14 protein-coding genes and 1 riboswitch are annotated in these 14,225 nt (G+C 53.2%); of the genes, 8 read left to right on the top strand and 6 right to left on the bottom strand.

Annotation, left to right across the window (positions count from 1 at the left end):
• Positions 1 to 51 precede the first annotated feature (51 nt).
• Together Q4501_RS07775 and Q4501_RS07770 are read left to right on the top strand one after the other, a co-directional pair.
• Positions 52 to 699: a glutathione S-transferase gene (locus Q4501_RS07775; RefSeq protein ID WP_303595627.1), complete on the top strand. Its 648-nt coding sequence runs from the start codon at positions 52 to 54 to the stop codon at positions 697 to 699.
• Between the two features lie 273 nt (positions 700 to 972).
• Positions 973 to 1,992, top strand: a complete 1,020-nt coding sequence (locus tag Q4501_RS07770) for a PEP-CTERM sorting domain-containing protein (protein ID WP_303595625.1) — start codon at positions 973 to 975, stop codon at positions 1,990 to 1,992.
• Here the strand turns inward: Q4501_RS07770 and Q4501_RS07765 are convergent.
• The gene (locus Q4501_RS07765) at positions 1,954 to 3,732 is read right to left on the bottom strand and encodes a diguanylate cyclase (protein ID WP_303595623.1); all 1,779 of its coding nucleotides are present in this window, start codon (positions 3,730 to 3,732) and stop codon (positions 1,954 to 1,956) included. The two genes, Q4501_RS07770 and Q4501_RS07765, sit on opposite strands and share 39 nt — an antisense overlap.
• Before the next feature lie 187 nt (positions 3,733 to 3,919).
• Here Q4501_RS07765 and cysK point away from each other — a divergent pair, with 187 nt between their 5' ends.
• Positions 3,920 to 4,891, top strand: a complete 972-nt coding sequence (cysK, locus tag Q4501_RS07760) for a cysteine synthase A (protein ID WP_303595621.1) — start codon at positions 3,920 to 3,922, stop codon at positions 4,889 to 4,891.
• A 79-nt stretch (positions 4,892 to 4,970) separates the two neighbouring features.
• A complete protein-coding gene (locus Q4501_RS07755) occupies positions 4,971 to 5,219 on the top strand; it encodes a DUF3297 family protein (RefSeq protein ID WP_303595620.1) in 249 nt (82 codons plus the stop codon).
• Positions 5,220 to 5,262: 43 nt separating this feature from the next.
• On the opposite strand, the gene Q4501_RS07750 is transcribed toward Q4501_RS07755, so the two are convergent.
• Positions 5,263 to 6,156, bottom strand: a complete 894-nt coding sequence (locus Q4501_RS07750) for a formate/nitrite transporter family protein (RefSeq protein WP_303595619.1) — start codon at positions 6,154 to 6,156, stop codon at positions 5,263 to 5,265.
• A 220-nt stretch (positions 6,157 to 6,376) separates the two neighbouring features.
• On the opposite strand from Q4501_RS07750, the gene Q4501_RS07745 reads away from it, so the two are divergent.
• A complete protein-coding gene (locus Q4501_RS07745) occupies positions 6,377 to 6,895 on the top strand; it encodes a DUF2238 domain-containing protein (RefSeq protein WP_303595618.1) in 519 nt (172 codons plus the stop codon).
• Between the two features lie 51 nt (positions 6,896 to 6,946).
• Here Q4501_RS07745 and Q4501_RS07740 read toward each other — a convergent pair whose 3' ends face one another.
• Complete coding sequence (locus tag Q4501_RS07740) at positions 6,947 to 8,191, bottom strand: D-amino acid dehydrogenase (RefSeq protein WP_303595617.1); 1,245 nt, start codon at positions 8,189 to 8,191, stop codon at positions 6,947 to 6,949.
• Between the two features lie 161 nt (positions 8,192 to 8,352).
• Positions 8,353 to 8,451, bottom strand: a riboswitch (glycine riboswitch).
• A 167-nt stretch (positions 8,452 to 8,618) separates the two neighbouring features.
• Here Q4501_RS07740 and Q4501_RS07735 point away from each other — a divergent pair.
• The 3 genes from Q4501_RS07735 to Q4501_RS07725 are packed head-to-tail and all read left to right on the top strand — an operon-like array spanning position 8,619 to position 10,629.
• Positions 8,619 to 9,833, top strand: coding sequence for a serine hydrolase (locus Q4501_RS07735; RefSeq protein WP_303595616.1), 1,215 nt, complete (start codon positions 8,619 to 8,621; stop codon positions 9,831 to 9,833).
• Between the two features lie 27 nt (positions 9,834 to 9,860).
• Positions 9,861 to 10,223: a YajD family HNH nuclease gene (locus Q4501_RS07730; RefSeq protein ID WP_303595615.1), complete on the top strand. Its 363-nt coding sequence runs from the start codon at positions 9,861 to 9,863 to the stop codon at positions 10,221 to 10,223.
• A gap of 46 nt (positions 10,224 to 10,269) precedes the next feature.
• The gene (locus Q4501_RS07725) at positions 10,270 to 10,629 is read left to right on the top strand and encodes a carboxymuconolactone decarboxylase family protein (RefSeq protein WP_303595613.1); all 360 of its coding nucleotides are present in this window, start codon (positions 10,270 to 10,272) and stop codon (positions 10,627 to 10,629) included.
• 31 nt (positions 10,630 to 10,660) lie between these two features.
• On the opposite strand, the gene Q4501_RS07720 is transcribed toward Q4501_RS07725, so the two are convergent.
• Genes Q4501_RS07720 through Q4501_RS07710 form a run of 3 tightly spaced genes read right to left on the bottom strand, consistent with a single transcriptional unit; the run spans position 10,661 to position 14,180 of the window.
• A complete protein-coding gene (locus Q4501_RS07720; protein WP_303595611.1) occupies positions 10,661 to 11,323 on the bottom strand; it encodes a methyltransferase in 663 nt (220 codons plus the stop codon).
• Positions 11,320 to 12,078: a DUF1499 domain-containing protein gene (locus Q4501_RS07715; protein WP_303595609.1), complete on the bottom strand. Its 759-nt coding sequence runs from the start codon at positions 12,076 to 12,078 to the stop codon at positions 11,320 to 11,322. The genes Q4501_RS07720 and Q4501_RS07715 overlap by 4 nt, the downstream gene beginning before the upstream one ends.
• A gap of 38 nt (positions 12,079 to 12,116) precedes the next feature.
• Positions 12,117 to 14,180 carry a dehydrogenase gene (locus Q4501_RS07710; protein ID WP_303595607.1) on the bottom strand — a complete coding sequence of 688 codons (2,064 nt, stop codon included), beginning with the start codon at positions 14,178 to 14,180 and terminating at the stop codon, positions 12,117 to 12,119.
• Positions 14,181 to 14,225: the final 45 nt, after the last annotated feature.

Genomic DNA, 14,225 nt, shown 5'->3' with positions numbered 1-14,225 from the left:
TGGAGTCCCCGACTCTGTTCCCTTTTATCTAGATTCAACAGCGAAAATACCATGGCCTCTTCATTTCATAGCCTCTACTCTTTTCGCCGCTGCCCCTATGCCATGCGCGCCCGGCTCGGTCTTTTGTTTGCCGGGCTGCAGGTGGAGCTGCGAGAGATAACACTGAAAAACAAGCCGGCGCAAATGCTCGCGGTTAGCCCGAAAGGCACCGTGCCTGTTTTACAGTGTTGTGATGGGGCTGTGATTGAAGAGAGCCGAGAAATAATGGTGTGGGCGCTTGAACAGCAAGACCCGCAAGGGCTTTTAGATGCACAGGTTTTGCAGCAGGCCAACGCCCTGATCGAGCAAAACGACAGCGAATTCAAGTATTGGCTGGATCGCTATAAATACGCCGATAGGCATCTGGAAATGTCCCAGACAGAATATCGTCAACGGGGCGAAGCCTTTTTGCAGGTTTTAGAGACATTACTGACGAATAACCGTTTTCTGCTGGGGCCTGACGCGACCGTCGCAGATATTGGCATCATGCCGTTCGTTCGCCAATTCGCCCATGTTGATCGCGATGTTTTTTACGGCCTACCCTACCCCAACCTGCAGCTATGGCTACAACACTGGCTGGAGCATCCGCTCTTTCTACAAACCATGACGAAATTCCAGCCATGGCAAGAGGGAGATGACGTGGTGGTTTTCCCTTCTTAACGCTAAGCGCTTTGTAATAGTCTGCAATTTCACTACTCACCAGGAAGCGCTAGGCAGCGTCCGACGTGCGACCAGTGGAAATCTGATTGCGCCCCTGAACCCTGGCCTTCACGTCGGGAAATTTTACAACCTTTTTCCGTTGACGAAATTACGATCAAAGTAAACCAGACTAGGTCACTGAGTTTTAATACGCTGCCTGTAGCTGGTGCGATTCATGCTGTTTATTGGATTCATGCAGTTTATTGAGTGCATACAGCTTCGGGTGAAACCAACATGAGACTATTTATACGGATATTTACAGCACTTATAACGATGCTATGGTTCAGTGCGAGTATCGCTGTTCCTGTCAATGCTAATAGCGGTGTCTCGTTTTACCACGACATCATTATTGCGTCCGGAGGACAACTTCCTGTAGGTCTTGAGTCACGCGATAATCCTACAGATAATAGTTTTTTTTCCGCAAGCAGTGATCTACAGGCGCCTGATGCTGTGGATTTCAATGATACGCATATATTGATTAACGGGTTGGGGCCGGAGACGCCTTCAGTTTTTTCAGCTATTAGCACCGATACACGAAATGCAGCTACAGAGGGCTCTTTTGCCAGCAATAATACCCAGCTTTATCTCGTACATGAGCTAGAAATAGTTCCTGATGGGACTAACGACACCTCTGAAGAAGGCATAGGGGGTAATGGCCAGGCGCAAGCAACTCTGAGTACAGAATTATATGATACTCAGGGAGTTTCGGATGTATTTTTTGAGCGAACCTTTACCTTTTCAAACCAAAATCTGTCTGCGTTAACCTTTGGCATTCAAGGTGACTTTGAGATGGATTTGTTTGCTACGGCCGATGGTCAAAATAGTTTTGCAAATACCTTTGCCCAAGTGGATATGTTTTTCAGTTCTCAAAATCCGCTGGATATCGTGTTTGCGGACACCTCGCCCTATGTCAACAATCAAAACGAGGTGGGTGATAATGCGCTGTTTTATCTTCAGCGCGAAACCGATGTTGCCAATACTGGACACTTGAGTCTTACAGGCAGCGCAAGTGCTATAGGCACCAACATCGGCGGCCTTACACAAGCATTTGGCAACAGTGCTATGTCCTACGCCTTGGGTATTACTCTTTTACCGGGCGAAGAAATCACTATGTCGCATAGAGTAACGTATTCCAACCTGGCGATGATTGGAGAGGGCGCGGTGAAGGTACCTGAGCCTTCAAGTGGCTTATTAATGCTCTTCGCTTTTGGCTTGTTAGTGTTCAGAAGACAAAAGCAAAGTCTGGGTGGCTGAGGCAGCGTCCGACGTGCGACCAGTGGAAATCTGATTGCGCCCCTGAACCTTGGCCTGGTATAGCTCTTCGTCCGCCCTGGAAATAGCGTGTTCCAGGGTGACATGCTGAGCATGGCGGCTGGCGATACCCACACTGATGGTGCATCGAATCGTCCTGCCGCAATCGTTGACCTCCAGTTGCTCAATATTACGGCGGAAACGCTCAGCCACTGAGAGGGCTTCGGCCTCGTCTGTTTCCGGCAACAAAAGAGTGAATTCTTCACCGCCCCAGCGAGCCAGAACGTCGCCTTTGCGCCGGGATTTTTCAAGCTCGTCGGCAATTTTCTTCAATACCCTGTCGCCGACTGCATGGCCATATTGATCGTTGATGCTCTTGAAATGGTCAATATCGATCATAGCCACACACACATTGCTGCCCTTGCGCGTAGCCAGGCTCCACAGTGATTCTGCAACAGACAGAAAACCACGCCGATTGTTGAGCCCCGTCAGCAGATCGACCTGGGCCGTCCGTTCAGCTGTCACCCGGGCCTCTTTATTTTTACGGGCCAGATCGGCCAGCGCCAACATCAACAGTATGGCATCCACTACCATACCGATATCCAGGGCATAGTAGCCAAGCTGAGAATATGAAATCACGCCGGCTACCGTCAGGGCCGTCACAAAGGCACCAATAACAGAGGCCAGTGTTCCTAGCATGAAATACCGTGCGGATTGGTTGCCGCCCATCCAGCTCGACACGCCCATGTAGAGCATGAGTACCGTGAATACCGGCACAACCAGGAATGCCAGTTGCAGCGCCAGGCCCTGTTTGTCTAAGGCGAAACAAATACCAAAGAAGGTGAAATAGGCCACACCGATTGTCTTAATAACTTTGTGAAGCCCTGGGCGCCGCACCCGGGTCTTTAGAAAACTCGTCGCAAAGGCCAGGCCAGAGCTTACGAAGCAGAGCATGAACAGGGGCGGCGCCCACTGTTGCCAGCGCACAGCATCGGGCCACAACAAGGCCATGCCGATACCGTTGTAGGACGCCGTCACGACTACGAAAATGGCCGTGTAGAGCGAGTAAAACAGATAGCGCCGTTTTCGAAAGCCTGCGAATAGCATCAGGTTGTAGGTGGACAGCGCAAACATTACACCGTAGATAAAGCTGAAGAAGATCGCCTCGAACTGCTCTCGACTATGGCTGACGGCGATGCTGGAAAAGTAGAGTGGCACCACCATTGGATCTGCAGTCTCAACGCGCAGCAATAGACGTGTCTCGCCGGGCGGAAACCGATAGTCTGCGCTGGGTATCCGTTTGGCAATGGCGCGTTGCTCCAACGCAATACGGTCACCACTGACGAATTGCTGTAGCAACTGGCGGTCGGTCAGGAAATAGAAGTCGACCCTTTCCAGCCAACCGGTTCCGACGGACACGCGCCGCAAAATGGGGCCGTCGGTCGAATTGGATACGTTCGCCACCAACCATATCGCATCAGAATTGAGGCCGTTGGCTAACACCCCGCTCTGAGGGCGCATCAGGAGAGCCGGATTCGTACTGATCAAAGACTGAACTTCGTCGAAGGAGAGCGCTTCACCTTGCTCAACGAGATAGGCTACCCGATCAGCCATTGCGCCCTCGTAGTCGGCTCGAGCGTCAATCAGGGGTAATGCGCTTTCGTCCTTTGCAGGTTCCGCCAGAACGCATGTGGTCAGATTCACAGCGATCAGGAGGAAAAAGAGGAACCAATGCTGGTGCACTTGATTATATTTCCGTAAGTATTTCTAAATAGGTTATAGGCAAACCTGTGCCTTGTCATACGGTGCTGTGTAGCGAATTGTGGTGATTACGAGCGACTATCTGTAGCTACCCGCTGATACCTGGCACTGCCGCTCGTTTTTCCTTCAGACCATGGTACGATCTCCAAAAAAACCAAGGAGATAACCAATGCCCCGCATATATGAAGACAACTCTCAGTCTATTGGCAACACGCCGCTGGTCAGGTTGAACCGCGTTAATGACGGCGCTACGATCTGGGCCAAGATTGAAGGCCGCAACCCGGCCTATTCGGTGAAGTGCCGAATTGGCACGGCCATGGTTCTGGATGCTGAAAAGCGGGGCGTGCTTAAGCCGGGGATGACCATTATCGAGCCTACCAGTGGCAACACTGGCATCGCACTGGCTTTTGTTGCTGCAGCCAGAGGTTACAAAATTACTCTCACCATGCCGGCTTCCATGAGCCTGGAGCGCCGCAAGGTATTAAAAGCCCTGGGTGCGGATCTTCTGCTTACAGAACCTGCCAAAGGCATGCCCGGCGCGATCGCCAAAGCGGAAGAACTGGCGACCGCCGAGCCCGAAAAGTACTTTCTGCCCCAGCAGTTTAACAATCCCGCAAACCCGCAGATTCATGAAGACACAACCGGCCCTGAAATCTGGAACGATACCGACGGCGCTGTAGATATTTTCGTCGCCGGCGTAGGCACGGGGGGTACGCTGACCGGCGTATCACGCTACCTCAAGAACACCAAAGGCAAAGCTATCACCACTATCGCGGTTGAGCCTTCCGACTCACCGATCATCACCCAGGTGCGAAATGGCGACGCTCCCAAGCCCGCCCCGCACAAGATACAAGGCCTCGGCGCTGGCTTTGTGCCGAAGAATCTCGACATGAGCCTGGTTGATCAGGTGGAAACGGTAAGCAACGACGATGCTATGGCCATGGCGCATCGGTTGATGCGGGAAGAAGGTATTCTCTGTGGCATTTCCTGTGGGGCGGCTGTCGCTGCCGCAATCCGGGTTAGCCAGCAACCCGAGCATAAGGGCAAGAATATTGTAGTAATACTGCCGGATTCTGCCGAGCGCTACCTGTCGACCGCGCTGTTTGCCGATCAGTTTGGCGATATGGAAAACGTGCAGTAAAGATGGCGGCTGTAATTCTTGAGCGCTAAATCTATATTGCCTAGAATGGCGCTCTTTCTATTCAATGCAGGTCAACAACATGAACGATACTAAATCGCTGCCAGCGCTACCGGATCGCCTTTCAGGCAATCCTAATAGCCCGCACCATGTAGCAGAAGTTTTCGAGAACGATATTGGCATTCTGCTAAACGGTAAAGAGCGGACCAACGTTGAGGAATATTGCATCAGTGAAGGCTGGATTAAAATATCTTCGCCTAAAGCACTGGACCGTCGCGGACAGCCGCTTCTGATGACCCTGAAAGGAAAGGTTGAAGCCTTCTATCGTTAACCAATCTTTTGCAGTCTGGGGGTTGCTGGTGCAATGCCCCCAGTCACATTTCCTCATGAACCTGGCCATAGGCCAGCATCGCGAACAGGCCTGTTCCGCCGAGAATGTTGCCGATCAATACCGGGCTGATGTGGAAGACCAGGCCGGTCAAAATGTTCATCTCCCCATTCAACACCAGAGTGAAAATCTCGTTTGACCCTGCAATGACATGAGTGAAATCGCCTGCTGCAATCAGCCAGGTAAACATAACGATCACCAAGACTTCAGATCCCTTCGCCGAAGGCATCATCCACACCATTGCAGCTATGAAAAACCCTGATGGAATGCCTCGCAAAAAGGCCTCAGCCGGGGTCAGTTCCGCCACGTGACGGGAGATTTCCAGGATTGCCGCAAAGGTGTCAGCAGGAATAATGCCCCCGTGAACGCTAATGGCAGCGGTTAAGAATGTGCCCACCAGATTGGCCGCAAGTACAATGCCCCAGAGGCGGGCAGCGCAGTAAAAGCGGTTACGCGATGGTTCTGCCAGTACGGGAAGGACGACCGTGATGGTGTTTTCGGTAAATAACTGAAGCCGGCAGAGGATAACCAGCACAAACCCGAACGCGTAGCCCAGGCTCTCAATCAACGTCAGGTAGGGGTGATCTGAGCCAAGATTGGCGCGAATAATTCCCTCGGCGAGTACAGAAGTCGATATCCCTACCCCTGCTGCCACACCAGACCACCATAACGATGTATTCGGGCGCCGGAGTTCGTCCTCGCCCTCGCGCAGGACAACGGAGTAAACGGTCAGCGGCGATAGGTTTCCGTGTTCGGCTACAGAAGCCCTCTCTTTGCGAGTCAGCGACTTTTCACTGGTCGTTGGCGTCTGTTCCCGGGACTCTCGATCTTTGCGCTTGGCAACTGCCTGGCGCTCCCTTGCCGCTTCCTCATCGTTCATTTAATGGTCCTTTGGACAGCCATACACAGGCACCCAGGTTGCTTTAACATTTAGTCTTCCGGAGCTCTGATATAAGAACTATGATTTGAGAACTATGATAGTCCAGGACGGTGGGTTTGGATCACTCTCAAGGAGAAGCACCATCAAATATCTATGGATTGGCCTTTTCCTGGCCGTTTTGACCTGGTCAGGGATAAACCCGAATGATCAGATTACGTGGATGCTGGAGGTTTTTCCCGCAGTTGCCGGCGCCATCCTTCTGGCTTTGACCTACCGTAGCTTCAGGCTTACCTCCCTCCTGTACATTCTCATCCTTGCCCATTGCATCGTGCTGATGATTGGCGGCCACTACACTTATGCGGAAGTTCCTTTCTTTGACGGGCTTTTCGGGGCCGAGAGGAACAACTATGACAAGCTGGGCCATTTATTCCAGGGATTTGTGCCAGCAATGATTGCCAGAGAAGTTCTGATCAGAAAACACGTGGTGAACGGGCGTTGGTGGCTAAGCCTGTTTGTAATCTGTGTTGCGCTGGCTTTCAGCGCGTTTTACGAACTAATCGAATGGTGGGTCGCCCTGTTATCCGGCGAGGGTGCGCATGCCTTTTTGGGGACCCAGGGCTATATCTGGGATACACAGTCGGATATGGCTTGTGCATTGATTGGTGCTATATCGGCGCTGATAATCCTGTCCAGGTACCATGATAAACAGATCGAGGCGTTAGATACGCTACCCGAATAGCCAGATCGCTTGCCCCGCATTGCGAGGCATGGCGATGGCTATAACCGGAAACTAACGTGCAAGGCTTACGGTAGCGCCTGCCGATGCTGTTTCAACGGCATCTGCAAGCTTCTCTGCGGTAATCGCAGACAGTGTCCAGCCCAGGTGACCATGGCCCGTGTTGTAGAACACCGTGGGAAGGCTGCCCGGCCCTACTCTCGGCATCATGTCAGGCAGCATGGGGCGCAACCCGGCCCAGGGCACAACCCGCCGTGTACAAACGCCTGGAAAGCATTGTTCTACCCAGCGGGTAAGAGGTCGAATACGGTCATCCCGGATATTGCGGTTGTAACCATTGAACTCTGCGGTACCCGCGATCCGGAAACGGGTATCACCCAGCCGGCTGGTTACGAGCTTAGTGGCATCATCCAGCAGACTGACGGTCGGTGCCGCTTTTTGTGAGACTTCATCGTCCAGCTCAACGGTAATGGAATAGCCCTTCACCGGATAAATGTTAACGCGGTCGCCCAGCTTTGCCGCCAGCGCCCGGCTACCAACGCCGGCACAAATCACCACGCCATCGTATGTTTCGCGGGTTTGCTGTTCGTCGTCGTAGGAGGTTACCCAGGCATGGGATTGATCTGCGCTGAGTTCAGTCACCGTATGGCCGTAGCAGGTCTTCACGCCAAGGCGCAGGATGGCCTCTGCCAAACCGTTGGTGAATTTGTGGATATCGCCGGTTGAATCACTTTCGGTGAAAAATCCACCGTAATAGGTGCCGGCAAGGGTGGGCTCGATTGCACGCATCTCCTCTGGAGTAACGGCCCGGCGCTCAAGGCCGCCAGCGGCAAGGAGTTTCGAGACATTCGCTGCGTGGTCGAAACCGGCTTTGTCGCGATAGATGTGCAGAATGCCCTGCTTCTTGAGGTCGAAATCGATACCTTCTTCTTTCGCCCACTCAAACAGATATTCACGGGCAGCAATGGCCAGGCGCGTAGTTTCAGTGGTGTTCTCTTCGTATTTGGGCATGGCGGCGCAGAATTCGGCAAACCAGCTCAGTTTGTGCCAGGACGGCTTGGGATTAACCAGCAACGGGGCGTCATTGTGAAACATCCACTTGATGCCCTTGGCGATGGTCTGCCAGTTGTTCCAGACTTCAGCATTGGAAGCCGACAGCTGGCCACCGTTGGCGAAAGAGGTTTCCATCGCCGCATAACGGTGCCTTTCATAAACGGTGACATCCAGGCCACGCTTGGCCAGCGTATACGCGGTCGTGATACCGGTAATACCGCCGCCAATAACTGCAATTCGCTTCATAGCAATCTCCAAAGAGCGTCCAGAGTTCACTTCTACGTAGAGCCGTAGAAATCACCCCTTCCGTCACGGGACCTGAGAGATTCACGCGCTGTTTTACAAAACAGCCGCTTGCTCCTTCGGTGTGCCGACTAACGCAGTCGCCGACAGCTCTTCGGAAAGTCTTCATGTTAGCGGTCCGTTTGCCTGAGAGTTTCCGGGGCAGTTGCTCCTTCGGCGCCGATCACACAACCGTGCGATTCAGTCTCTCCCGCTAACACGTTGGATTTGCATTTAATCCTATCCTGCTTCACAACATAGCAAATAATTCGGCTCTACAACATCTCCTCTGCCACTGGAACATGCTAACGTCCTTGCTGACAGAGCATGTTGTTATGCCTGATCAGCGATATGATTGATTTCAAAAACGAGACAATAAGGTGCCTTCTCTATGACGGAACTTACACAGGTTGCCGGCCTTAACCCAAACCAGCTTCTCAATATTGAAGGCCACCTGGACCGTCGTTACATTCAGCCCGGGAAGTTACCCGGTGCGCTTACGCTGGTAGCCAGGCATGGCGAAATTGCCTATGTAAAAGCCCAGGGGCTGATGGATGTGGAGCGCAACAAACCCGTCTGCCGGGATACAGTGTTTCGCATCTATTCCATGACCAAGCCGATCACGTCTATCGCCATGATGCAGCTCTACGAACAGGGCCGGTTTCTGCTGGATGATCCGGTACACAAATACATTCCATCCTGGAAAGGCCTGCGGGTGTACAAAAGTGGTGTCTATCCGGATTTTCTGACCACACCAGCAACCAGCTCCATGACCATTCGCGACCTGTTCACGCATATGTCAGGTTTAACCTACGGCTTTATGAACCGTACCAACGTTGACGCTGCCTACCGCAAATTGCGGCTGGACGGCAGCCGGAACCTGACATTGGAATCACTGATCAATCAGCTGGGGGAGTTGCCACTGGAATTCTCACCAGGTACCGCCTGGAATTACTCAGTCAGCACGGATGTGCTGGGGTATCTCGTGGAGTTGCTGTCTGGCCAGCCCTTTGATGAATACCTGCAAGAACATATCTTTGCGCCTCTTGGCATGGTGGATACAGGCTTCCACGTTCGTGATGATCAGCTTGAGCGCTTTGCCGCCTGCTACCAATATCAGGCCGGCGATCACTTCAAGCTACAGGATGACCCGGAAACCTCGCCTTTCCGGCGCCAGGGGAAGTTTCTGTCGGGCGGCGGAGGGCTGGTCTCTACCATTGATGACTATTTCCGTTTTGCCCAGGCTCTTTGCCAGGGCGGGGAGTTTCTGGGGCAACGGATTATTGGTCGCAAAACTCTGGAGTTCATGCGCAGTAACCACCTCCCCGGCAATCAGGATTTACCCGGTCTCTCTGTAGGCGCGTTCAGCGAGACACCTTATGCCGGCAGCGGTTTTGGTCTGGGCTTTTCGGTAAAGACTGACGTTGCCAAATCACAGGCCAACGGATCGGTCGGCGAGTACGGCTGGGGTGGCCTGGCGAGTACCAACTTTTTTATTGATCCTGTGGAAGAACTGGTGGTGATCTTCATGACCCAACTTATTCCCTCCTCAAGTTACCCGATTCGTCAGGAATTGCGGGCCATCGTTAATGGTGCGCTGGTGTAGACTTTCAATTGATTGAGGAGATTCAACATGAGCCAGAACCCCAGCAAGGTGGACAGGCTACTGGCTGAGCAACGTGATTACATCGCGAAACGCGAAGCTGGTTACCGCGAGCGGGCTCTGAAAATGTATCCCTGGGTGTGCGGGCGATGCGCCCGTGAGTTCACTCGCGTCAATTTGCGGGAGCTCACAGTGCATCATGTTGATCACGACCACGACAACAACCCCGCCGATGGCAGCAACTGGGAGTTGTTGTGCGTGTATTGCCACGACGAAGAACATAACAAGTTTGAGGATTTTGTGCGCTACGGAGGTAGCTCCGCGAAAAAACGGGAAGCAGCGACCTACAACCCCTTTGCAGGTCTCAAGGAAGCGCTTGAGAAGAAAAACTAGGCGGATTTTGATCTATGATTAAAAGTCTCTTACACAGGAGACTGATATGAAGAACTTTCCCGCACACTTTGAAGAACTGAATACCTGGATGGGCAAACTTGGTGCCGCCATTCCGGACGTAATGGAAGGCTTTGGCGCTCTGCATAAGGCGAGCATCGCAGACGGTGCCCTGGACAGCAAAACCAAAGAGTTGATCGCGCTGGGGATCGCCATCACGGTGCGCTGCGACGGCTGTATCTCATTCCACGTACACGATGCCTTGACGGCCGGCGCCACCAGGGAAGAGATCGCCGAAACCGTATCCGTAGCGATTCTCATGGGAGGCGGGCCGTCTATGGTCTACGGTATTGAGGCCATGCAGGCAACAGAACAGTTCATGGAGCGTTCGAGCCAGGGCGACTCATAATCTGCTGCTAATAGAGGGGCTTTGGCGGGTTTTAGTTACCGTCCCGCCAAAACCTTAGGATGTGTCCCTTGAAAGGCTGTTCCAGATAATCGGTATGCTCTGGTTTCTCTTGTGAAAAGCTGTACCCATGGGTTTCCATTCGCCGGCAGAATTTATTTTTACGACCTCTTCCCGGATCAACCAGAATCACTTCACAGGCCCTGTTGGAGTGCTTGTGAATGAAGTCGGCCAAGAGGTTTATATGCGCGTCTTCGTATAGCAGGTCACTGCCAATAATGATGTCAAACAAGCCGAGATCACTGGCCTCATCCGCCCAGCCAATGCGCTGGTAACCTATGGCTTTTCCATGGTTAAGCTGCGTGTTTCGCTCGAGAAAAACGCCCACTTCAGGGTGGTAATCGGTTGCAGTGATATCGTCATTGCGTTGGTTCAGCAACAGGCTGGACAGCGCCATCCCACAACCAATTTCAAGAATTCTCTTGCCCTTGGTTTCATGGCAAGCGATGTAATGCGCAAGTACCAGGCTTGAAGGCCAGATCACGCCAAAAATCGGCCAGGTTGCAGACGAAATGCCCAGTTTGAGAGCTATGTCGTTTGGGTCATCGAACTGCTGATTATCACGCAGGGTGCAAACGTGGATGTCCACGTCGCCGAACTCAATGGTTTGATAACGCAGGCGCAGCGGCGATGTCATCGCTTCGCCAAATCCTCAAGGAAAGCCTGAACTCTCTCGGCGTTGGCGCCAAGGTCGCTCTTACCTACTCTTGATGCGGAACGCATGTCTACCTGCACACCGGTTTCTGTTTCAGCCATGCGGATTACCACGTCGTCTTTGAAACCGAACCAACGGGTGGTCGCGGTGGCTTCAATGGTGTTAGCGGTGGTTCCGGCAATTTCCCAGCCCCGCGCCTGAATAATCGATCTTGCAGCTTCCATAACGCTGGCCATGGGCATGCTGAGGGTCATCGCCTTTAACTGCGGATAGGCAGCCTGTTGCTGGCGTGCGGTTTCCGCTCCCGGATAATCCACTGCATTGGGCGCTTCCTCACGGGCGGCAGCCAGCAATATGAAGGCGGGTGGGTTGTTGGTATCCGTTGTGATGTCGTGGATGGGCGGCACGCTCTGCGCACGCTGTTTCATCTGCATGGGCATGGCGATCATGGCGCCAACGACTATGCAGACGAGAGCTCCCACGAGTGCCGGGCGCCAGCGGCGAAGAACAAGTGCAAGCACCAGAGTTATCAGCCCCAACACGGCCGCACCTGCTGCCAGCTGGGCACCTTGGCGCAACCAGGTGAATGACGTACCTAACTCTATCAGCTCAGCCCTGTAGGCTGGCCCCGCAACGGCCATCAACACGCCCGCAGTGATCAGAAGGATCACACCAAGCCAGGCGATAATCGCAGGCCATTTTCCGCCACGGCGGGGCGGATTTGTTTTTGTCAGCATTCTGGCTCCTTTAACGGACACAACCTTTTGGCTGGCTATTACTCGACAGTCTCACCAGCATCGCTTTTGGCCGCCAGCACTCTGACGCGTTCGAAATCTTCTTCACTGAACACGCCGTTCACGCCGGATATCGCCGCGAGCGTCATTCCGTGTTTCAGGCCCAGCTTGTAGATATCCCGAACTTTGCCCCACTCAATGTTGCGCCCCAGTGTGAAGTTCTCGAATCGGCCTTCCAGTGCCAGCACGATTGTTTCCGCCAGGCAGGCATAGGCAACGCCTTCAGGCAGGCCGATGTTTTTCATATACACGTCGCCCGGCAATTGAACCTCTCCGGATTCAATCACCAATACGTCGGGGCGTTTGGCTACATCTTCTGCCGATATATCCAGGGGACGGGCCACGTCAGTGATCACACAACCAGGCTTTACCCTGGTGATATCCAGGATTCGTTTCCCGGCACCAGAGGTGGCTGTCACTATCATGTCCATGTCTTCGATATCCCGGTCGGCAGAACCTGCCACATGCACGATGGCGCCCGGGGTTTCCTGTTCTATGCTTTCTTTCAGAGCCAGCAGCTTGGCGGGCTCAGGTGCCGCCAGATAGATCTCGTCCACCGCTTTGGCCAGCAACCTTGCGCAGACTGAGCCAATTGCGCCCGTTGCCCCCACAACCATGGCCTTGCCTGCCATTTTTCCATTTTCGCCAATCTTGGCCCTGCCGATATTTTGCACGGCATCCTTCGCGGCCCAGAGTGCACCAGAAGCACTGTAACTGTTGCCGGTGGTAATGGGTAGCGGTGCCCGTTTGGCTACGGTGATACCGGCATCTCCCACCACTTTGGTAAAGGCACCCAGGCCCATTATCTGAGCGCCCAACTTTTTCGCGAGATTGGCTGCAGCCAGCAACCGGCTGTACGTAAATTCAGGATCGTGAGCCATTATTTCTTTAGGCGTGCCGCCGACGGTAATCAACCAGCCCTCTACTTCGTCTCCTGTAGGCGATTTTATGCCAGTGACTTTTGAATAGATAAACGGCGGAGAATAAGCGATGGCCTTTTCTACCAGATTCATCACCATTGGGGGTGACACATCGGCAACCCAATCCAGCGGCCGTGTCTTGGTGAGGTACTGTTGTGAGAGCGGATGGATCACGAAGGCAAACCGGTTTATCCGGCGATAGCCATTCGGGTAGAGAATCCGGGGTTCAATGCCCAGGCTTTGAATAACATTAAGATAATCATCTGCACCCAGTTGTTCTGGGGCACGGGAAAGCGCCGCACTGATCATCGCTTCCATCACATTAACGCCCACGGGGCGGCCTTCCAGCCAGGGGCTGTAATCAACGACCATCGCCACCTTGCGTGTGCGCAGCCACTCCATAGCCGTTTCCGATACACGGGACGTAATGATGGTTTTACCGTCCAGTTCCTTATCGGTGAAATTCTCCAGGTCGCCCAAGTGGGAAACAATCACATGGGCATCTTTCACCGCCTGGTGCAGCGACCCCTTGATCAACCCTTCGCCAAGACGATACAGCGGCGTTCGAAGCACGGTTTCGACCATCTTCACTGCTGATGGGCGGAACATAATCGGGGCCGTCAGCGAACTGTAGGTCTCAAGCTGTTTCAGCGACGTCAGCAGGCGTGGTACACCGAAATCCATATAAGGATCGGCAAAAAAAAGGTTTTCGGTATGCTCGGAGAGAGCTTTTGCTACACGGTAACCGGCCTGCCCGTTCATGAAGACTACCCGGGCATTATCAAAGAAGTGACCCAATTCCGACTGGGTATGGCGCACTGCCCACTCCTGAAGAATGCCCCGCAAACCTGAACCGCTGGTTATCGGCTTGTCTGGAATACAGGCTTCAAGCCTGGCCGTGTCCGGATGCTCCAGCTGCACCGAACCGATCTTGTAGTGATCGGATACCATGCTGAGGCCAAAGGCATCTGCCCGGTCATGGTAAGTTTTCAGCAAGGATACGGCGCGGGAGAGGTCGCCATCGGTACCCGCACGAATAACCCGGAAACTCTGCCCCAAAAACTCTGTTTCGAGATCGTAATCGTATTCGGATGAGCCCTGACTTACGCTAATAACTGTCTTCATACCAAGTCCTTGTTCTTATCGTGCCTTAGTTAGAATCAGCGTATG

Origin of the sequence: Marinobacter sp. 2_MG-2023 (assembly GCF_030546935.1) — a bacterium.
In the GTDB taxonomy this organism is placed as follows: Bacteria; Pseudomonadota; Gammaproteobacteria; order Pseudomonadales; family Oleiphilaceae; genus Marinobacter.
This window is presented reverse-complemented; position numbering and strand designations above follow the sequence as displayed.